The 20,590-nt window shown below is 29.7% G+C and carries 23 protein-coding genes and 1 riboswitch; of the genes, 14 read left to right on the top strand and 9 right to left on the bottom strand.

Going from position 1 to position 20,590, the window contains the following annotated elements; genetic code table 11:
- Positions 1–170 precede the first annotated feature (170 nt).
- Positions 171–965, top strand: coding sequence for an SDR family NAD(P)-dependent oxidoreductase (locus tag COL3_RS20080; protein ID WP_008426005.1), 795 nt, complete (start codon positions 171–173; stop codon positions 963–965).
- Between the two features lie 156 nt (positions 966–1,121).
- Positions 1,122–2,498, top strand: a complete 1,377-nt coding sequence (locus COL3_RS20075) for a DUF2334 domain-containing protein (protein ID WP_008426003.1) — start codon at positions 1,122–1,124, stop codon at positions 2,496–2,498.
- Between the two features lie 96 nt (positions 2,499–2,594).
- On the opposite strand, the gene COL3_RS20070 is transcribed toward COL3_RS20075, so the two are convergent.
- Together COL3_RS20070 and COL3_RS20065 are read right to left on the bottom strand one after the other, a co-directional pair.
- Positions 2,595–3,212, bottom strand: a complete 618-nt coding sequence (locus tag COL3_RS20070; RefSeq protein WP_008426001.1) for a GGDEF domain-containing protein — start codon at positions 3,210–3,212, stop codon at positions 2,595–2,597.
- Positions 3,213–3,379: 167 nt separating this feature from the next.
- Complete coding sequence (locus COL3_RS20065) at positions 3,380–5,119, bottom strand: S8 family peptidase (protein ID WP_008425998.1); 1,740 nt, start codon at positions 5,117–5,119, stop codon at positions 3,380–3,382.
- Positions 5,120–5,320: 201 nt separating this feature from the next.
- Positions 5,321–5,452: riboswitch (cyclic di-AMP (ydaO/yuaA leader) on the top strand.
- A 117-nt stretch (positions 5,453–5,569) separates the two neighbouring features.
- On the opposite strand from COL3_RS20065, the gene dapB reads away from it, so the two are divergent.
- From dapB to COL3_RS20040, 4 genes are all read left to right on the top strand, one after another.
- Complete coding sequence (gene dapB / locus COL3_RS20060) at positions 5,570–6,451, top strand: 4-hydroxy-tetrahydrodipicolinate reductase (RefSeq protein ID WP_008425997.1); 882 nt, start codon at positions 5,570–5,572, stop codon at positions 6,449–6,451.
- A gap of 300 nt (positions 6,452–6,751) precedes the next feature.
- On the top strand, positions 6,752–7,612 hold the full coding sequence (gene ablB / locus COL3_RS20050; protein ID WP_008425992.1) for a putative beta-lysine N-acetyltransferase: 861 nt from the start codon (positions 6,752–6,754) through the stop codon (positions 7,610–7,612).
- A 299-nt stretch (positions 7,613–7,911) separates the two neighbouring features.
- On the top strand, positions 7,912–8,427 hold the full coding sequence (locus tag COL3_RS20045; RefSeq protein ID WP_008425989.1) for a hypothetical protein: 516 nt from the start codon (positions 7,912–7,914) through the stop codon (positions 8,425–8,427).
- A gap of 132 nt (positions 8,428–8,559) precedes the next feature.
- Complete coding sequence (locus COL3_RS20040; RefSeq protein ID WP_008425986.1) at positions 8,560–10,146, top strand: ClC family H(+)/Cl(-) exchange transporter; 1,587 nt, start codon at positions 8,560–8,562, stop codon at positions 10,144–10,146.
- A 458-nt stretch (positions 10,147–10,604) separates the two neighbouring features.
- On the opposite strand, the gene COL3_RS20035 is transcribed toward COL3_RS20040, so the two are convergent.
- The 3 genes from COL3_RS20035 to COL3_RS28455 form a co-directional block, all read right to left on the bottom strand.
- Complete coding sequence (locus COL3_RS20035) at positions 10,605–11,417, bottom strand: ferritin-like domain-containing protein (protein WP_008425984.1); 813 nt, start codon at positions 11,415–11,417, stop codon at positions 10,605–10,607.
- 167 nt (positions 11,418–11,584) lie between these two features.
- Positions 11,585–11,842 (bottom strand): hypothetical protein, encoded by a 258-nt coding sequence (locus COL3_RS20030; RefSeq protein ID WP_099716694.1) that lies wholly within the window; start codon positions 11,840–11,842, stop codon positions 11,585–11,587.
- A gap of 149 nt (positions 11,843–11,991) precedes the next feature.
- Positions 11,992–12,162: a hypothetical protein gene (locus COL3_RS28455; RefSeq protein WP_180277966.1), complete on the bottom strand. Its 171-nt coding sequence runs from the start codon at positions 12,160–12,162 to the stop codon at positions 11,992–11,994.
- 296 nt (positions 12,163–12,458) lie between these two features.
- Here COL3_RS28455 and COL3_RS20025 point away from each other — a divergent pair, with 296 nt between their 5' ends.
- Together COL3_RS20025 and COL3_RS20020 are read left to right on the top strand one after the other, a co-directional pair.
- A complete protein-coding gene (locus tag COL3_RS20025; protein WP_008425980.1) occupies positions 12,459–13,187 on the top strand; it encodes a DUF421 domain-containing protein in 729 nt (242 codons plus the stop codon).
- A gap of 13 nt (positions 13,188–13,200) precedes the next feature.
- Entirely contained in the window at positions 13,201–13,566 is a 366-nt protein-coding gene (locus COL3_RS20020; protein WP_008425978.1) for a DUF4363 family protein, read from the top strand.
- Positions 13,567–13,778: 212 nt separating this feature from the next.
- Here COL3_RS20020 and COL3_RS20015 read toward each other — a convergent pair whose 3' ends face one another.
- Complete coding sequence (locus tag COL3_RS20015) at positions 13,779–13,982, bottom strand: DUF1657 domain-containing protein (protein WP_008425977.1); 204 nt, start codon at positions 13,980–13,982, stop codon at positions 13,779–13,781.
- A 336-nt stretch (positions 13,983–14,318) separates the two neighbouring features.
- Between COL3_RS20015 and COL3_RS20010 the strand changes: the two genes are divergently transcribed.
- The 5 genes from COL3_RS20010 to spoVAE are packed head-to-tail and all read left to right on the top strand — an operon-like array spanning position 14,319 to position 17,266.
- Positions 14,319–14,525, top strand: a complete 207-nt coding sequence (locus tag COL3_RS20010; RefSeq protein ID WP_008425974.1) for a DUF1657 domain-containing protein — start codon at positions 14,319–14,321, stop codon at positions 14,523–14,525.
- Positions 14,526–14,537: 12 nt separating this feature from the next.
- Entirely contained in the window at positions 14,538–15,398 is an 861-nt protein-coding gene (locus COL3_RS20005; RefSeq protein WP_008425972.1) for a DUF421 domain-containing protein, read from the top strand.
- An 11-nt stretch (positions 15,399–15,409) separates the two neighbouring features.
- Positions 15,410–15,889 (top strand): stage V sporulation protein AC, encoded by a 480-nt coding sequence (gene spoVAC / locus COL3_RS20000; RefSeq protein WP_008425970.1) that lies wholly within the window; start codon positions 15,410–15,412, stop codon positions 15,887–15,889.
- The gene (spoVAD, locus tag COL3_RS19995) at positions 15,890–16,891 is read left to right on the top strand and encodes a stage V sporulation protein AD (protein WP_008425967.1); all 1,002 of its coding nucleotides are present in this window, start codon (positions 15,890–15,892) and stop codon (positions 16,889–16,891) included.
- Positions 16,892–16,912: 21 nt separating this feature from the next.
- The gene (gene spoVAE, locus COL3_RS19990; RefSeq protein ID WP_008425966.1) at positions 16,913–17,266 is read left to right on the top strand and encodes a stage V sporulation protein AE; all 354 of its coding nucleotides are present in this window, start codon (positions 16,913–16,915) and stop codon (positions 17,264–17,266) included.
- A gap of 511 nt (positions 17,267–17,777) precedes the next feature.
- Here spoVAE and COL3_RS19985 read toward each other — a convergent pair.
- On the bottom strand, positions 17,778–18,353 hold the full coding sequence (locus COL3_RS19985) for a HEPN family nuclease (RefSeq protein ID WP_035283796.1): 576 nt from the start codon (positions 18,351–18,353) through the stop codon (positions 17,778–17,780).
- Between the two features lie 284 nt (positions 18,354–18,637).
- Between COL3_RS19985 and COL3_RS19980 the strand changes: the two genes are divergently transcribed.
- Entirely contained in the window at positions 18,638–19,549 is a 912-nt protein-coding gene (locus COL3_RS19980; protein ID WP_008425961.1) for a copper oxidase, read from the top strand.
- Between the two features lie 158 nt (positions 19,550–19,707).
- Here the strand turns inward: COL3_RS19980 and COL3_RS19975 are convergent, their stop codons facing one another.
- Together COL3_RS19975 and COL3_RS19970 are read right to left on the bottom strand one after the other, a co-directional pair.
- On the bottom strand, positions 19,708–20,166 hold the full coding sequence (locus COL3_RS19975) for a spore coat protein (RefSeq protein WP_008425958.1): 459 nt from the start codon (positions 20,164–20,166) through the stop codon (positions 19,708–19,710).
- 219 nt (positions 20,167–20,385) lie between these two features.
- Positions 20,386–20,586: an alpha/beta-type small acid-soluble spore protein gene (locus COL3_RS19970; RefSeq protein WP_008425956.1), complete on the bottom strand. Its 201-nt coding sequence runs from the start codon at positions 20,584–20,586 to the stop codon at positions 20,386–20,388.
- Positions 20,587–20,590: the final 4 nt, after the last annotated feature.

The following is a 20,590-nucleotide window of genomic DNA, read 5'->3' as shown; positions in this document are numbered from 1 at the left end:
ATTTTAAACACTTTTATTAAATATAAAAAACAGTAAATTTACGCCTGTATATTTAAATTGAACTATATAATTTTATTTACTTTTACAAATGCATATTTATTAATTTTTTTCTAAAATTAATTTATATGTAACATTTTTAATTAAATCTGAAATGAATTAAGGTGATAATAATGAAAAAAATTCTAATTACTGGCTGTGGTTCAGGCCTTGGACGTGAAGCAGCAATTACATTAGCAAATAGAGGCCACTATGTGTATGCAACAACGCATACAAAAGAACAAGCAGATAAGTTAAATGCACTAAATAAGAAATATAATCTTCCTCTTGAAAGCTTTAAATTAGACATTTTATGTGACAATGACCGGTTAAAAGTAATGTCTATTCACATTGATGTTTTAATAAATAATGCTGCCATTGGTGATTCTGGCTCAGTAGCTGAGATAGACGTTAATAGTTATAGAAATACATTCGAAACCAATGTGTTTGCTCCGATTGAATTAACTCAGTTAGTTTTAAAACAAATGATTAAAAGAAAAGAAGGGAGAATAATTTTCTTATCATCCCTGGCTGGGCGTTCTCCTATACCATTTCTATCTCCATACTGTGCAACTAAATTCTCACTGGAAGCTATAGGACCATCTTTAAATGAAGAATTAAAAGAACTTAAGGATGTTAATATCCCTGTAATTCTCATTGAACCTGGCAGTTATGCTACTGGTTTTAATCAAAAAAATATATCCAAACAATTTAACTGGATGAGAATTGATTCTTATTTTAAAAAAAATTTAAAATTATTAGAGAAGAAACAATATGCATTCTTTAAATTAACTGAATCCACGAATATCAATTCCATAATTGATAAATATATTAAAGCTGTCGAAGATAAATATCCAAAGAAAAGATATATAGGCCCTTCAAGTCAAGGTGCTTTTACAAAAATAAAAAATATATTATCTAAATTCTAATTCAATAAGGCATAAAAACTAATATATTATTATAATGTATTCTTTTTATAATATGGTAATAAAATACACCCCCCTTATGTTATGACAACTATTTGTCACAAACTTGTACTAAAATATTTTAGGAAAATATTTTCTACACAATTAGGGGGAAAAATTATGCGAAAGAAAAAAAATTTATTAATTATCTTTATATTGCCAATATTATTATCTATATTCATATTCTCTCATCCACTTTTTTATTATAAATTTTTTGATAAAGACATTACTGTTATAAATAATGTTGTTTATGCCAGTTCACTTCCAGATGATAATTTTAAAAGTTCATATACTCCAAAAATTAGTTTTGAAGATAGGCCAATAACAAAGGTTAGCGGTGTAAGTTTAAATATTCTAGATGAATCTAACATTACTAATGTTCCTATGTTACTTAAATCCCAAAGATATTACTTACCACTTGATTTCATCTGTTCAAAACTTAATTATAAACTTGATATTTTAGACAATAAAATTTCAATATCTAACAGCGATAATACGATATCTTTAACTAAAAATTCCTATACAAAAAATTCTAAGACAGGCTCTCTTCGTGGTAATTTAGTAAATATCGAAAATAGTAATTATATTTCAATTTCGGACATAGAAGAAATTTTCGATTTAATTGCTGTTTTTAACTTTAAAATCAAGAATATTAGTTTACTTAATGATAATATTAAAGCTCCTAAAGATTCTCCAGTGCTTTATAATGATAAGGTTGCCCTAATTAGATTAGAGGATTTCGGTAGTGGCGGCAATTATGCTGTGGATCAAAATCAAACAAAAGTAAAACTTATGGCTAATCTTCTTTATTCTCAAGACATGAAATTTCATGTTAGCTGGATTCCGAGATTTAAGTCTCCTACAGATAATATCGATAATGATTTATTAACAAACAATAGTATAGCAAATGTAGGCTTTGTTAATCTTTTAGATTATTTAATTAATAAAGGCGCCGAAATAGGTCTTCATGGCTATACTCATCAGCATGGTGATGAAAAAAGCGGGCCTGGTAATGAATTGACGAAAGATGTAAATAATACCGAATCTGATGTAAGAGCCATAGTGGAAAATGGAATTGATACAGCAAGTGCTTTAAATATTCCTATTTCCTATTTTGAAAGTCCTCATTATGGGGAAACCGAACTTCAAAAGAGCGTTATTGAACAATATTTTCAATTTATATACGAACCTTTCAACAGTACAACAAACAACATATATAACTTAGATGATTATCACTTATTTGTCCCTACCCCATTAGGATATGTACACAATTCAGATCCAACATCTATAATTGATGGACTTAATGATGAAGACCCTGATAAACTTCATAGTTTTTATTATCATCCATATGTTGAATTACAATATATAAATTTTAATACTTCCAACAACAAGCTTAATATAATTTATGACGAAAATTCACCTCTGCAAAAAATAGTTAAAACACTTAAATCTGATCAGTACACGACTATTCATATTGATGAGTTGAAATCTAAATAAATGTATAAATTTTAATGCCAGTTAAACTTATAATAATACTTTAAAAGTTTAACTGGCATTAAAAGTAATGTTTAATATTCATTTGATATTTATTAACTACTTACTATATTTCTTAAACAAATCATCTAGAGCTTCTCTAAGCAGAAAGGCTTCAGTTCTGTCAGTTGCTTTTGAAAGCCTAGAAAGTCTGTCAAGTTGAGTTTTAGTAAAATAATTAGATTTTAAAACCATACTTTCAGCCTCTGAAAGGCATATTCTATTCTTTCCTAACTCTTTTGCTCTAAATAGAGCACTATCAGCTACTCTGAAAAGTTCTATAACATTCTTAGCATCTCTTGGATAACTTGCTACTCCAAAACTCAAGGTAAAGTAGATACTCTCTTCAGAATTTTCCTTTAATTTAAATGTATTATCTGATAAGTATCGTCTTATTTCTTCCAATTCCATAAAACTTCTTTCAGCACCCTTTTTTACGAGCAATATATTAAATTCATCACCACATCTGCAAACCATATCTGTGGAAGATAAATTATTATTAAAAATTGACATCATTTTTTTTATAACTTCATCTCCAGTAGAGTTACCATATATATTATTTAAATTTTTGAAATCATCAATATCAGCAGATACTATACTAAAAGGCCCCTCGTTATTTGAAATCAATTCTTCCATTTTTTTTATTAGTTCTTCTTTTAATCTAAGCGTGCTATCCATAAATAACCTCCATATATATAAACAATTAATCATGCAAATAATTTCTTAACAAAATATACTATAACTTAATTATACTAACATCTACATATATATGCGTCAATATATAGAATATTGAATATTGATGTAAAAATAAGTATTTCCATACTTTAAATAAAATTTTTATATTCTTATGTCATATTTTTAAATATCTTAGGCACATTTAATATTCCATATCCCCAATACGGATTAGGTATAATATCACCACTTCTTGAGATTGCTCCTTTAGCAAGATAGGCTTTAATAGTTTGAGCAAACATGTTAGGGTCATGACCATCAATTACCCCCCATTGAAATAACATGGCACAAACTCCAGATACAACAGCTGCTGATACACTAGTTCCATTAACAATAGCTGTTCTATTATTAGGTGCAACTGTTAATGCATTTACTCCTCCTGCTGCAACATCAATTATATCTACATAGGATTCTAAAAATGCCATTCCAGAATATTCCACAATATTATTATTGTTTTGATTATATGCAGCTACAGTTACAACATAAATTGCATTACCAGGCTTTGTTATTGTTCCAAATGGATCTGGATTACTAAACCTAGTAGCTCCAACCGTAAGCCCTCGCTGTGGAAGCCACGCATTATACCTTCCGTTTAAAATATAATCTGAATATAGTCTAAGTCGCCATATTCCTGGCTGTAAATTATAAAATCTAACACGTATTAACTCATCTCCAGTTATTTCTTCTGGAAAATAGTAATTAACCTTCATATTTGTTTTTTCAAATATAAAGGTATGATTAGTAGTATAATTAATTATTACTGGTATTCGTCCTGTGCTTTCCCCAGAAGGCGATACTACCTCTAAAGATGCTATATTAGGCAAATCCACCCAAATTTGAACTCCCCATAAATTTTTCTGTTCTGGAGAAACGTCTAGTTCCATAACGCCTGTACCCATAGCCTGAACACCACTAATTGGTACTAATGTACCAGATGCATGGCCTCCTACATCTCGTTGATTACCGGATCCAGCTACTATAACTATACCTGGATTAATTAAAATAGTATTCATAAATTCATCAATTGTACCTACTCCTTTATGATTGCCTAAAGTAGTTCCAAGAGGGAAATATATAACCATTGGTTTTCTGCTAGCCTCTTTATATTCATATAAATATTGCAATGCTGTAAGCACAGCTGTTAAATTGTATACTGGTACAGTAGTTTCTGGGAACTGACGTTCATATGAAAAATCTCTTATGAGCTTTACTACTACAAAATCACAATCAGGAGCTACTCCCCTCAAATTTGGATTTTTACCAGTTGCTCCTATTATTCCTGCCATATTAGTTCCATGCCCTATTTCATCCCTGCTAGGAACTATATCATATGGCGATTTCCCCTCTCTAAATGCTTTTATAGCATCATTTATTTGATTTCTACCATATACCATACCAAATGGTACAGGATCATTTGGTATTTGTACTGTTGTTTTAATTGTCTGATCCCATATGCTTTCTATTCTTGTCAGCCCATTCCTATCCATAAACTCTTCACTTAAATAATCAATTCCCGAATCAATTATTGCAACATTAACGCCTTTGCCAGTTAAGTCTAGAGAAGATCCTCCTTGTATATAATCAGCTTGTGAAGCCTCAACTGGTGAAATTTGTTGCAGTGTATAAAATTCTGCTGGAACAACGTATACTATAGACTGAATGTATGGTTCCCCCTCCATATTAATTTCCACATTTTTAGGTACTGATACGATTGCAAACCTATCATTTATTATTGTTAAATAATAGTTTGGCGCCTTTGATATCTCTGATACAATATCACCTTGATATTGAACAATATAATTATCATAATTTATATCATTAAATATTTTTTCTGATTCAATATTTTTTCTCATTTAAATCCTCCGCATGTAATTAATATAAATACTTCGATGAATCTTCATATGTATGAACTAAATTTTATTTTGTGCAGGGAATTTATTCATCACTTTACATATATATATGCAAATATATATAATTTTATTATATATACATTGACATATATATGTAAAAATGATATGGTTATATACAGATACTAAAAATTATAAAAATAAAATAATACTATAGCGCTGAATCATATTGAGCGGGAGAACCATTTTTTGGGGTGAATCTTATTATTTAATAAGTAGGGTTAATTTTCTTCGACCCGAATCCGTCAGCTAATCTCGTAAGCGTTGGAGAGAAGTTTTTTTGTATACTGCTAAATATACTTTCTTAAGTATACTCATAATATTATTGGCTAATAAGCTGCAGAGACTTCTCTGCAGCTTATTGTTTTTCAAATTAATAATTAAAGGAGGATTTCTATGGTAAAAGTATGTTTGATTGGTCTTGGAAAGACAGGGAAGGAAATTGCTAAAATGATCTTTAAACAAAGTGGTATTAAAATCGTATCGGCTATGTGTAGTCCTGGCAGTACTAAAAAACATATGGACTTAGGTGAAGCAATCGGAATTCAAGAAATTGGAATTAAGATTGAAGGTACTAATAAATTGGAGGAATGCTTATTAAACTACAGACCTGATGTTGTAGTGGATTTTTCAACACCTGAAGCTACTATAAAAAATTCAAAAATCATATGTCAAATGGGGATAAATCTAGTTGTTGGTACTACAGGTTTTTCAGAATCTGAATTAAAGAAAATAAAAGATATTGTTACTTATAATAAAACTGGTATGGTCTATGCACCTAATATAACCCTTGGAGTGAATGTGTTAATGATTTTAACAAAATTAGCATCTATTTTACTAAATAATTATGATTTTCAAATTACAGAAATGCACCATAAGTACAAAAAGGATATTCCATCTGCAACAGCATTAAAGATTGTTAGTGAGATAGAAGACGGCTTAGTATACTTAGGGAAAAATATTTCTGAAGAAAAGATTCCTATTAATTCAGTACGAGCCGGTGGTGTAATCGGAAAACATGAAGTGTTAATTGTTGGTGAAAATGATAAAATAACAATTTCTCATGAATCCTTTTCTAGAAAAGTTTTTGCTGCTGGTGCAATTCATGCTATAAATTTCATAAAAGATAAAATTGGATTTTATGAAATGAGTGATGTACTAAGTTTATCAAAGATTATTAATGATTTATGCACTTCAAACAATGCAGCAACTAATAGTAATTTCCAAGATATGATTGCAGCTGACATTCAAGCTAATTCTAAGCTTAATAATTTATAAGTACCTTAATATACTTATGTCAACGATTAAAGGAGTGATTAATTTGAAGAAAAATTATAAAGACATTTCCTTATGGAAAAATGTTTCTAAAGAAGAATGGAATAGCTGGAAATGGCAATAACGCCTTACTATGTAACACTAATTGATCCCAATTATTATAATTGTCCAATCAGAAGACAAGCTATTCCGACAGTTTTTGAAACAGAAATATCACAAAAGGATTAGAAAAACTTTATAGAAATGAACGAATTTGTCTAGCCCCCAAAAGTAACGTAAGGATGAAAAGGAGATCAGAGATTAATGCGAGCAGATAAATGTGAATTAAATGATAACTACTATACTAAAATAGACCGCACTAAAGTATTTGTAGATTTAACAAATAAACGTCTAAAAATAGTTGATTTAAATAATATTACCCTACAAAATCTTAAAAGAATAATTCATTTTGCCTCAAAATTGCATTTAGGCAAAATTATATGTAACTGTAATATTGATTTATTTGACACTTTCATTAATGCAGGTTTTATCCCAGAAGGGAAAATTGATGGATATTTCAAAAGCATGGATGCATTTTGCATGTCATATTTTATTAGCAGCGATAGAAAAATATGTACCAACCTTTCCCAAAAAGATTTATTAGTAAAAGACTGTCAAGCAATAAAAAATACTTATGTGCATAAGCCAAATAATCCAATATATACAATAAGAACTGCTACTGAAGATGATATTGAGGAATTAACCAAACTATTTTCCACAGTTTTTTTGACATATCCATCTCCTATTTATAATAAGGAATATATAAAACAAACTATGAAAGAGAAAGTTTTATATAAAGTTGCTGTCTATGCTGGCAGTATTGTTAGTGTGGCTTCAGCTGATATGGATAAAGAAAACTTAAATGCTGAAATAACAGATTGTGCTACCTATCCTGCATACAGAGGAAAAGGGATTCTATCAAATATTATATTCTCTTTAGAACGCAATCTTAAGGCAAAAGGATTTCTTACTTTGTATAGCTTATCAAGAGCTATTAACCCAAGTATAAATTTTATATTAAGTAAACACAATTACCACTATACCGGCAGAGTGGTAAATAATTGTAATATTTGTGGTACCTTTGAGGATATGAATATTTGGGTGAAAAATATACACTCTAAATAATATTTATTCTATAAAAATAAGACTCATTAGTTTGATTGAGTCTTATTTTTATGCTATTATATTTTTCTTTATTCTCTATATAAAGAAGTATTAACACCTTTTGTAAATGAATCAAGCATTACGAATTCTTTGTTCGGAAGTAAACAAAATGTCAATATCTGAAAGAATCACATGAACCTTAAAAATATTCTTAAATATACAAATTCATTTATTAATATTATAAATCTTAATTTAAACTGCACAAACTATAATACATTTTCTTATATATTATAGTATATTAAATTTTCAGAGGTTCGATTATGCATGAAATCCATAATCCTATTGCACAATTTACTGGTAATGACGAATTAGATTTGAAATTAATACAAATAGAAATATCATCAGCATATATAGATTTACTTTCAATGATTTTAGGTCTTACTTCAGCTAAAGAAGCTATAGGTCTAATATTACAAAGAGCTATGCAAAGTCAGCAGAATAACCCGAGCCAGCAACAAGATTCAGAGCAGCACCCAAAACAAGAAAGCAATCAGACTAAACAACAGCAACAACAAAACACTCAACATCCAACTCCAAGTGAAATAGCAGCCTTTTCAAGTTGTCTTAGCTTATATACAACTCTTATTTATACTAGGGTTTCAATTATTAGATTAAATGAAATATATAATAAAATTCAGGCAGGTACCACTAATTTTTCACTTACTCCTAATATAAATATAACTACTGGATTTATATATTCTGTTATAGGCTCCTTATTAAGAACAACTGGGGCAATTCAACGTGTAGATGAAGAAGGAAAAATAACTATTTTATAAATTGTTCATTATAATTTAGTTTTTTATATTAACATATTGACATATATATTATAATATATATATGTTGCATCTTCACATATTGAAGATGTAAATCGATTAATTTTTATATACAGCAATAATGGAGGCATAAAATTGGAAACAAAAAATAAACAAAATACGTATAATACCTTATTTCATTGGCATAATTTCAGATTGAAACTTGTCTTTGAAGGAATAGGTATAGGCATTACTTCTGGTTTATTGATTGTGTTATATCGCTTAGCACTTGAAAAAGCTGGAATTATCTTAGATGATATTTATAAAGCTATATGCACTAAACCTATACTTATTCTTCCATGGATCCTAGTTCTAATAATTATTGGATATATTGTTGGACTAATGGTTAAAAGTGAACCAATGATTAGCGGAAGTGGAATTCCTCAAGTTGAAGGAGTTTTACTTAGAAAGCTTGATATGACCTGGTGGAGAGTAATACTGGGTAAATTTTTAGGAGGAGTTCTTTCAATAGGCGCTGGTCTTTCCTTAGGAAGAGAAGGCCCATCCGTTCAATTAGGTGCTGCAATTGGACAAGGCTTTAGTAAAGTTTTCAATAGGATAAAAATCGAAGAAAAATACCTTATCACAAGTGGTGCTAGCGCAGGTCTTGCAGCTGCTTTTAATGCGCCCTTAGCTGGAACAATGTTTGCATTGGAAGAAGTTCATAAAAATTTCTCACCATTAATTTTATTATCGGCTTTATCTTCTGCTCTATCAGCAGACTTTGTAGCTAGTAGTTTTTTAGGACTAAAGCCAGTTTTTAATTTTGGCGATCTTGCCCTGCTACCACTTAAATTTTATTTTTATATAATTATATTAGGTATTATTATAGGCGTTCTAGGAGTATTATTTAATAAAACTCTTTTAAAAACTCAAGATTTATATGCAAAACAAATATGGCTAAAAAAAGAGTTCCGAATTATAATTCCTTTATTAATCTCAATTGCTTTTGGAATCTTACTGCCACAAGTTTTAGGCGGAGGTCATGAACTTATTACATCCTTAACATATGGAGATTTCTCTTTGAAACTTTTAGTAATTATTCTTGTTATGAAATTTTTATTTACTATGGCAAGTTTTGGTTCAGGAGCTCCTGGAGGAATATTTCTTCCACTACTAACTATTGGTGCTTTAATTGGAAATACATACGGCGTAATACTTATACACTTTGTTCACTTTGATAGTATGTATATCAGTAATTTTGTTATACTCGGTATGGCTGGATATTTTGCTTCCGTAGTTAAATCACCTATAACAGGAACTATATTAATTACAGAAATGACAGGTTCCTTTAATCACTTGCTATCTTTAGCTATTGTTTCTATAGTTGCTTATATAATTGCAGATGTTTTAGGTTCAAAGCCTATTTATGAATCACTACTTGAGAAAATTCTTAAAAATAAAGGTGAAGAAGTTTCTATAGGAAACAAAAAGAATAAATCCATTTTAGAATTTCCAGTATGCATGGGTTCAAAATTAGACGGAAAACAAATTAAAGAAATCAAATGGCCATCTCGTTGTTTGCTAGTCGCTGTTAAACGAGGTGAAGAAGAAATAATTCCAAAGGGAGATACTGTTATTTATCCTGGTGATTATTTAATTGTACTTACCAATGAAGATAGAGTTTGTAAAATAGCCGACACATTAACGTTAATGACTGAAAGTTCTGAAATGCTAAAGTAGTATCCGATATCTATTTTATCTTGCTAAGAAAAATAAACAAGTGAGATTTCTTAATGTAAATCCACCTGTTTATTTTTTGAGAGAATGAGCGGTACTTGTATTTATGACTTTCTTTTAGTTTATGTTTTATATACTTCAATGATACCAGTATAAAAATATAGTTTATAATTCAACAATTACATCTTTTAGGTCTACATCTATTTTAACTTGACAGTAATTATAGAAGACCAAGTAATTTAAAATTTATTTTTCATAGATAAGCCTAGCTATCATGCCGCTAGGCAATTCACCATTGTTGGATTGATAATTATATATCACCTACTTTTCAATTTTCATAATTAATTACATTATAATTGTATTAGGAACATAAAAACGCCCCCTGTAAATAAGGGAGCGAGAATATTATGATTGAATTCGGGTGAATTCTTTATTATTATATGAATATTTAAATTATCTATTCAAAATAAAATATCGTTTATATTACATGTACTCATTTTATTCATTCTTGGCAAATTAGAAGCCCTATTTTGCTGCCATCTTTCAACTAATTCAATAGCCGCTAAAGGTCTGTTTCCTAAACCAATAAGTATTCCTGACAAAATTAATTTTCTAAAAAATTGTACGGTATTTCTATCTTCATCTTCTGATAAAACACGACTAACTAATGGTCTAATAAATCTGGCCCAATCATCTAGAGAGAAATTAGCTGTATGTTGTTCCACTAAATTTTCAATTTTTGATGAATTATTTATAGGAGTATTACTTGATGTATTAGTCATAGTATAATTCATAGCACTAGATGAATTAATAGTATTACTATTTACAGTATTATTTAAAGAAAGTATAGAGTTAAATAGTTGAATGTGCTTTAACTCATTTGCAATTATATTGGATAACGTATATATATATGATGAACCAGTAGGAAAACCTTCTCTAATTGCTTTATAACGGTCCATCTCTCTTGTTTCTCTATTTATAGCCTCGCTAATACCTGCTATATATGATTCTGGCATTACAAACTTTTCTTTGGGATTACGCGAAACGTCAATACCTGAAAGCTCTTTATACATTCTTCTAAATAGTGTTGCGTTTACACGGTCTTCCTGTATGATAGAGTATATTATTTCTCTATCTTTGGCTGTAGGTGCTATACTAGCGAGATATTCATAATAGACTAAATCACTTCTTTCATCTTGAAAAGCTTCATTTAAATCACCAATTGCTTCTAAAAATTTTCTATTAGTTGCCTCTGTGTTATCATTGTATTCCACGAATACTATTTCTCCTCAATATAATTACTCTACTTCTATTTTATTATTTACATACAAATTTATGAGCGCCTATATTAACAAAAATAAAAAAGCCTACCTACCTATAAGTAAGAAGGCAAAATAAAATAATAAGTTTAGTCATGAAGTCTTTATTATTATGTGAGTATTTAAAATAAATATCCAAAGTTCTTACGTGCATTATCAGCTTCTATTTTATTCCACTCTTCAATTTGCTCAACAGCTTCTTTAGGATTTAATCCTTGTCCTAAAAGTATACCCAATATAATATATTTGCGAAATAAATTTTCCCAATTACTATTTCCTTTAGACTCTAACTGTACACGATTAACCAACGATATAATATAATTCGCCCAATCATCTAAAATAAAATTACTTGTATTATATCCAGTTGTATAGCGCCCCATAAAACTTTCATCCATGGATAGTTTTTTCACATTTACATTTAATGTTAATAAATAATTGAGTATTGATGTGTTCATTAATTCGTCTATAATTATATCAAATAATACGTCTTTATATACGCCTTCTGGAAGTCTTCTTATAGATCTATACTTTACAACATCTCCACTTCATAAAATAAAGCAGTTTTTATTCCACCTGAATATGAATTTGGAATTTCAAAATTCTCTTCTCCCTCTGTTTGAATTCCCATCCCTGTGAAATCTCTGTAAATTCCTTCAAATTGTTTACTATGTCTAAGCTCTTCTTCATTGATGGCACTCAATATTACTTTTTCTTCGTCAGTAGATGCTTGGCTTATAAGGTAATTATAAAATAGCCCATCATTTATTTCGCCTTGGATGGCTTGCCTTATCCCCTCTAACTACTGTTGTTGATTATTAACTAATTAATAATTATTATTTTGTTCCATAAATAGATTTTTCCTTAAAAATTAATTAATTAACTTATATTTTACTAGGCCTATTTAGATTTATGCCTAAAATGTTCTAATTTAACAGTATAAAATACGATTCAGGTAGAATAATAAATTTATCTTGTTAAGATTGGAGGTACATATAATTGAATGAAGGACTAGTAGTTTTTGTGCGTGCTATCATTGCATTCTTTTCTTTACTTATTTTTGCGAAGATACTTGGAAAACAGCAAATCAGTCAATTGACATTTTTTGATTATGCTCTTGGAATAACAATTGGGTCTATTGCTGCAACTCTTACTACAGACTTATCTAGTAGAGCGTGGCCACATTTTGTTGGACTTTTTACTTGGTTTTTACTGGGATATTTAATGCAAATTATCACCGAGAAATGGAGATATGCTGCAAAATATATAGAGGGTGAACCTACGATTGTTATTATGAATGGTAAGATAATGGAAAGTGCATTAAGGAAACTGAAATACACAGCTGCTGATATAATGGGACTACTTAGAATTAAAGATGTTTTTGATTTATCTCAGGTAGATTTTGCAATAATCGAACCAAATGGTCAGTTATCGGTATTAAAGAAACCGGAGTACGAGAATTTAACACCAAAAGATATGAGTATACTCAAAGCACCAAGTGGTCTAAGCACAGAACTTATTTACGATGGAATTCTCATACATGAAAATTTAAGACAACTTAATAAAACTGAGAAATGGATTACGGAACAGCTAAAAATGCATGAAATTAAAGATATTTCAGAAGTATTTCTTGCAACATTAACACCTTCAGGGTCATTATATATTGACAAATATAACGACCATATGATGAAAATAACAGATATCGGTGATTATAAAGGTCCTTATTGAGGAGGAAACTATTATGAGAAAATTTTTAGTCGTATCTATACCTATAGCATCACTGGTCTTCTTTATATTAATTATGCTTAGCGGCGATATTTTAAAGAAACCTATCGGCATTGATGATAATATTTCAGAATCAATACAACTACTTATACATGATATACAATCAGAAAACTGGGAAAGTGCTGATATTAAAACAGATAACTTATCTAACTCTTGGAAAAAAATAGTCAAACGAGTCCAATTTAGTTCTGAAAGAGATGAAATAAATCAATTTGATATATGCATCTCACATCTTCGTGGAGCTATAATGGCAAGAGATAAATCTAGTTCACTTATTGCTTTAAATGAAGCTTATGAGCATTGGAATGACCTAGGAAAATAAATATTAAAGCATTCTAAAGTTAAAGGAGTATTGATCAAAAAGTTAAAGAACTCTTTTAACTTTTTTGTTTCTTATATATGTTTACATTTAGGATAACAAGTTATAAATTCTCAATCAAATATCTATTTCTTAAATTATGTATATGTATACAATAATACACTCTAATATCTATTTAATATAAACTTAAATAAATATCAAAGTGTATTAATAAATTATTTATTATATTGTGGTTCTTCTTGTTTTACAAAATCAAATCTTGATTGTAGTGTTTGTGCTACATTCTCCATTGTACAAGAAAGTTGATTAAACATTTGTTTTGCCTCTTCATTATCTGTATCTAAAGAAAATGTCTTCATATCTGCTGCTAATCCTTTAGCACTAGCTAGCGCCGTTTCTAGTTTTGTTCCTGTTGGCATACAAAATTCCTCCTTTATATTTTTTTAATTGACCACTATATTTTGTTCATAATGAATCTAAATATTCAATTTATTTATATCAAAATTATTCCCAACACTCTCATTTTTTTATAATATACGAATTTACTTCTAAATACTTTATTTAACTTGATTTGTTAAACTCTTTTTAAAGATTTTTCATTAATTTCTCTACCATACATTTGTTAATTTCTAAACTGTGTAGTTCTTTCATACTTTAAAAATTTCATAATCATTGGGCAAAAAACGAATTAAAATCGAACTTATTGGATAAAGTAATTTAGTAAAATTTTAATAAATATTAAAGGAGACTTTTATATGACAGCGATATCAAAAGTAAAACAAACATTAGCTACTTTAAAAGGAGCTGAGGCTACTTTAAGAATGTATTCCTTACAAGAATGTGATAAAGAAGCTAGGGATGCGTTTAATACAGCATTTGAAGAAATAAGTAAAATTAAAGTAGATTTGGAGAAGAGAGTAGGAACTATGGAGTTTGAGGAACCACAATATAAAGGCAATTAAGTGAGGTGGAATATGAATACTTGGTTAATAATATTATTTAATTCAGTAATTTTGTTTTTTTTAGCATTAGTTGTATCAAAATATATGAAGAAAAAGACCCTCACTAGAGCAACTCCTTTCGACTTAATTTCTTATGCTGTCATTGCTATTATTATTACTTTAATTTCTTTAAATCTTATTAATAATATTTATTTTGGATTAACTACACTGGCAGTCTGGGCTTTGATGCCTATTATATTAGATTATGCTTCCATGAGAAGTAAGTGGGTATATAATGTGTTACATGGTAAAGAAAGAGTCCTGATTAAAAACGGCAAGGTAATGGAAGATAACTTATCTAAAGAAAGAATTACAGGACAAGAATTTTTGCAGGAACTACGTTCTAAAAAAGCATTTAATTTAGCTGATGTCGAATTTGCTGTAATGGAGACTACAGGTGATATAAATGTAAGCTTAAAGGCTGATAAGAAACCTGTTACCGCTTCTGATTTAGGAAAGCAGGTTGGATCAAAGACCGAACCACAAACAGTTATTTTAGATGGAAATATATTAAATGAAGGACTTACTAATGCTGGATTAAATCAAGGATGGCTTACAACCCAATTAGAAATCAAAGGCGTCTCACTTGAAAATGTTTTTCTTGGTCAAGTAGATTCTTCTGGAGACCTATATATTGATCTTTTTGATGATTTAATACAAGTTCCCAAAACAGAAGTCAAAGAAATGTTATATGTAAGTATAAAAAAAACCCAAGCTGATCTTGTGTCATTTTCTTTAGATAGTGACAATGAAGCTGCAAAAACTATGTATTCACAAAATGCTGAAAAGTTAGAAAAAATCATGAAAAAATTAGAACCATATTTATTACGTTAGAGGGTGAAAAAATGTCAAATATGAAAAAGAAAAAAATGACCACAGCTCAGCAGCAATATGATGCTTTAGTAAGTAATATTGAACCTAAGAGACCAATATTTAAAAATTGTATTAGAGCTTTTCTCGTAGGCGGAGCAATATGTTCGATTGGTCAGCTATTACAATGGTTTTTTATTAACTATTATAATTTTGATGAAAAAACCTCAGTAGGTCCTACTTCCTTAGTTTTAATCTTTTTTGCAGTTTTATTTACTGGACTTGGAGTTTATGATCACTTAAGTCAGTGGGCTGGATCTGGCACTGCTGTTCCTATTACAGGATTTGCTAATTCTATAGCTTCTGCTTCAATTGAACACAAAAGTGAAGGTTTTGTGCTTGGAGTAGCTGGAAACATGTTTCAACTTGCTGGTGCAATTATTGTTTATGGAGTTTTTGCTGCTGTTGTAGTTGCTACCATAAAAATGACGATAACATGGTTGGGGGCGATGTAAATGCTTAAAGGACATCAATCCTGGATTTTTAATTCTAAGCCTACAATAATAGCTTCAGCTGCCGTTGGCGGTCCTTTTGAAGGCAATGGCGCTTTAGTAAATGACTTTGATATAATTCATGAAGATTTATGGCTAGGGCAAGATAGTTATGAAAAAGCAGAAAAAACCTTACTTGAGCATGCTTGTGAAAGGGCTATGCAAAAATCAAATATTCAAAAAGAGGATATTAATTTTTTCTTTAGTGGGGACTTAATGAATCAAATCATTTCAAGTAGCTTTGCAGCAAGAACTTTAGGAATGCCGTATTTAGGAATATTTGGTGCTTGCTCTAGTTCTATGGAAGGCTTATCCTTAGCAGCTCAATTAATCGACAGTAAAGCTGCGAAATATGTTCTAGCAGCTGCCTGCAGTCATAATGCGGCTGCTGAAAAAACCTTTAGATATCCTACTGATTACGGAGTGCAAAGACCTCCTACTGCACAATGGACTGTAACTGGAGCTGGAGCTGCTGTTCTTGCACAAAGCGGAAATGGACCTAAAGTAACTTCTGCTACTATAGGAAGAGTAGTAGACATGGGAGTTTCAGATCCTTATAATGTTGGAGCCGCTATGGCACCAGCTGCTGTAGATACCATTGAAGCTCATTTTAGAGATTTAAACATTGATGCAACTCATTATGATCTTATCGCTACTGGTGATTTAGGAAAAGTGGGTCACGAGCTTGCTAATGCTTTATTTGAAAAACATAGAGTAAACATGCCAAGAGATATATTTACAGATTGTGGACTTTTAATTTATAAAGATGATCAGCCAGCATTCTCTGGCGGCAGTGGCTGTGGCTGTTCCGCTAGTGTAACATATGGACATTTGCTCAATCGTATGCGAAGAGGGGAATTAAAGAAAATATTAGTTGTTGCAACAGGTGCATTGATGTCTCCTATATCCTTTCAACAAAAAGAAAGCATACCTTGCATTGCTCATGCTGTTTCTATAGAAATGTAAAAAAGAAGGTGGAATAAAATTATGGAAAAATTAATTTTTTCATTTATCATAGGTGGTTTGATTTGTGTTATTGGCCAGCTTATAACAGATACTTTAAAGGTTACGCCTGCACACACAACTTGCACACTGGTTGTAATTGGTGCAATACTTGGTGGATTAGGCCTATATGATCCTTTAGTAAAATTTGCAGGTGCAGGTGCATTTGTACCAATAAGCAGCTTTGGAAATACTCTCGTTACTGCAGCTCTAACCGATGCTCAGGACACAGGATTTATAGGTATCTTTACCGGTGTTTTAAAGACAGTAAGCACAGGAGTTTCTGCTGCAATAGTCTTTGGCTTTATTTCTGCAATGGTATTTAAGCCAAAAGGTTAATGATATGATACAAACTATTAGTTACTTTCTATAAATAGTACATTATTATGAATATTTATTTTTACTAAAAAAGTCTTCATGATAATCTATTCTATTATACATTTTTACGCCCCTTATTGGGGCTTTTCTAAGTTAGTATAAGTTTTCTTATTTGATTATATCAAAAAAAGCTAGTAGAACAAAAATTTCAATGAAATGTAAATGTTCTACTAGCCTTTAATAACCATGATGGGGATAATTCATGGTGTATGCAGGAAAGAAAACATATTCTTCAAACCTCCCCTATTAATATAAATTTTTTCAATATTATATTTACAATTCTTATAAATAATAATCCCTCAAAAAATTAGTAAAATCACTATAATTGTTTCACACTAGCTATTTTTCAATTAATTGAATTTTATTTATTACATTATTTGGCCTAATACTTTGTTTATTTCAAATTAAATTTATAACTTAATTTAATTGTTGGTCTCCATATTATTCTAATTCTCATTAGCATCTATGACAATTATCTCCTACTAATTTCATAATTTTTACAAATTTCAGAATTGAATTTTTTAACAAAATCCACCAGTTCATCAATACTTAATTCAATTTCAAACATATCACTTCTATCATTAGGATTAATATCATAAAAAACCATCTTAATATTCTTAAAAACTTTATCTCTAGTTATATTCTCATGAATATTAATTTTAAAGCTTCTGCACGCAAAAGAATTTCTGATTTTTTTAACAACGTATTTTAAACTAAGATTAGGGTAGTTAGATTTGCTGGATTCTGCTACTCTTATTCCCCATTCATTCTCCTCAGAATTTAAACATATGTCCGGCAATAAATTAAACAAGCTTTCCTTAGTATACAAAATACTGCAATATATATATCCTAATATAACTGATAAACTTTTTGATGTATCACTTTCTACTTCACATGCGTGCTTAATGTGTTCATCATAAAAATGTCTAATATATACTTCTCCTTCTTCTGTGCTACAAAATATTTTTCCTATTGAATCAAGAAAGTCTAATAAATGCATATTAATATCTGTAATTTGATTTTGAAATTCATCCATAATATTTTTCAAGAATCCCTTCATTAAATTATTTATATAACTATATATGATTTATTTCACTATTGTATATCAAAATAAATATTAAACTCAGGCATTATAATACTCACGATAGTTTTTTATATTTTACTAATATTTTGTAACAGTTACTTATTTCAACTCATATTTTAAAATGTATAAGTAAAATAACAATAACTTTTAACATATAAAAGAATATTTACAAGAACCAGACGAGGTTTTACAGCTTATATTACGAAGTTATATTGCTTGTATAATATAAAAATAAAGAGGTTTTCCCTATGGTTATTACACCCGATATTCAAACACTTAAGTTTAAAATGTCTAAGGGCATAAAATATTTTGAGTTATTTGCTGAAGAAGTAGAGCAAGAAATATTGCCTGGTGTGTTTATCAAAGGATGGGGATACAACGGTAGCATACCTGGACCTACCATTCAAGTATGCCCTGGTGATTTTGTAAACATAAGAGTTTTTAATAACTTACCTGAATCTACAAGTATTCATTGGCATGGACTTGATGTACCAAATGACATGGATGGTGTTCCTGCAGTAGAACCTTCTCCAGAAATTAGACCCAGTGATTATTTTGACTATAGATTTAAAATAATTAATCCGCCTGGTACCCATATGTATCACGCACACGTTAATGTTGCTAAAGAAGATATGATGGGCCTACTTGGAGGTTTTGTTATTTTAAACCCTAATAAAACAAAAGTTAATAAGGACTATTTACTTTTAATGCAAGAATGGCATCTTGTTGGATTAAAAAAGGAAGAAGAAGTAAAGCCTGGTGTTTATAAACTCGATCCATTCACTAACGATTTTAATATGTTTACTATCAACGGAAAGAGCTTTCCAGCTACTACACCTATGCCTATTAATTATGGTGATATAGTCCGTTTAAGACTTGGAGCAATTCAAATCAATCATCATCCTATGCACATTCATGGCCATCAATTTAAAGTTGAAAAAGCTGATGGAAATCCACTTGATAAAAATAATATGATTTTAAAAAATACCATTTTAGTAGCCAGTGGTGAGACATGGGACGTGATATTTAAAGCAGATAATCCCGGCGTTTGGCCTTTCCATTGCCATATTTCACATCATATTTCCAACAATTTTACTAAAGGTACAGGCGGTATGTTTACTACTTTAGTTTATAAATCAAATAACTCCAATGAAACATAAATTTCTCACTGAAATGATTATACTAAATAAATTAAGGGATGCATCCATTAATGATTGCATCCTTTTAAAAATTTAACCTCTTATTCAGCATTTTAGAAGCAAATTCTTATATTCTTATATTCTTATATTCTTAAGTTCTTAAGAATTCTAAATAAATATTATTGAACATTATACATGCCCTTACTTTCCATATATTTAAATATAGCTTCGCCATGTTTTTGTTCTTCTTTTTGTATATGATTTAATACATCACGTACTTCAGTATCTTTAAATTCAAAAATAGCAGTATCATAAGCTCCTGATACATATTTTTCTGTCATTAATAAATCTGAACATATTTCTTTATCAGATAAATTACTCGTAACTGATTGAGAGTTATTCATATTCTGTCCAGAACTTTGATTTTGTTGTTTCATCTGCGGAACATTACCATTTAGCAATTGATTAATCGTATCAAGATGTTGTTTTTCAATTTGCCCATTATTCTTACAAATTTCTTTTAATTGTGTATCCTGTGCCTGATTAGCATAATTTGAATATTTTTGTATACAGATTTGTTCATGACTTTTTTGGTCTTCTAGTAACATTCTTTCTTTTTGCGTTAAATTTACTTGCATTATAAAACACCTCCAATTTTATTTTTTGGAGTTTTTATTTTTTTATACGCTTATAACTAGAGCATAATATTTTTTAATATAATAGAATTTACACTGATAGACAAAACCATATAAAAAAGCCAGCAGAGCAAACATAATAATACGTTGCTCTGCCAGCCTTTTTTAACCGAGGGTAGAAGTCAGGCTTGTGGAGAAATTTCTACTTTTTTGGCCTTTTACTTATTCAAGGCCTTGTTCGTATTCTTCTATCATGTGTTTCACCATGAATCCGCCAACATATCCATTTTGTCTTGAGGTAAGGTTTCCTTTGTCAATATGTTCATAATCCTTTAATCCAATTTCTGAAGCAACTTCAGTTTTTAATTTGTTTAATCCCTGTTTTGCCTCTGGTACTAAAGCTCTATTATTATTTGATGACATAATA

Source organism: Clostridium sp. LS, from assembly GCF_002760435.1.
Lineage (GTDB): Bacteria > Bacillota > Clostridia > Clostridiales > Clostridiaceae > Clostridium.
Note: the sequence above shows the minus strand (reverse complement) of the source record. Positions and strands in the feature narration are given on the sequence as shown.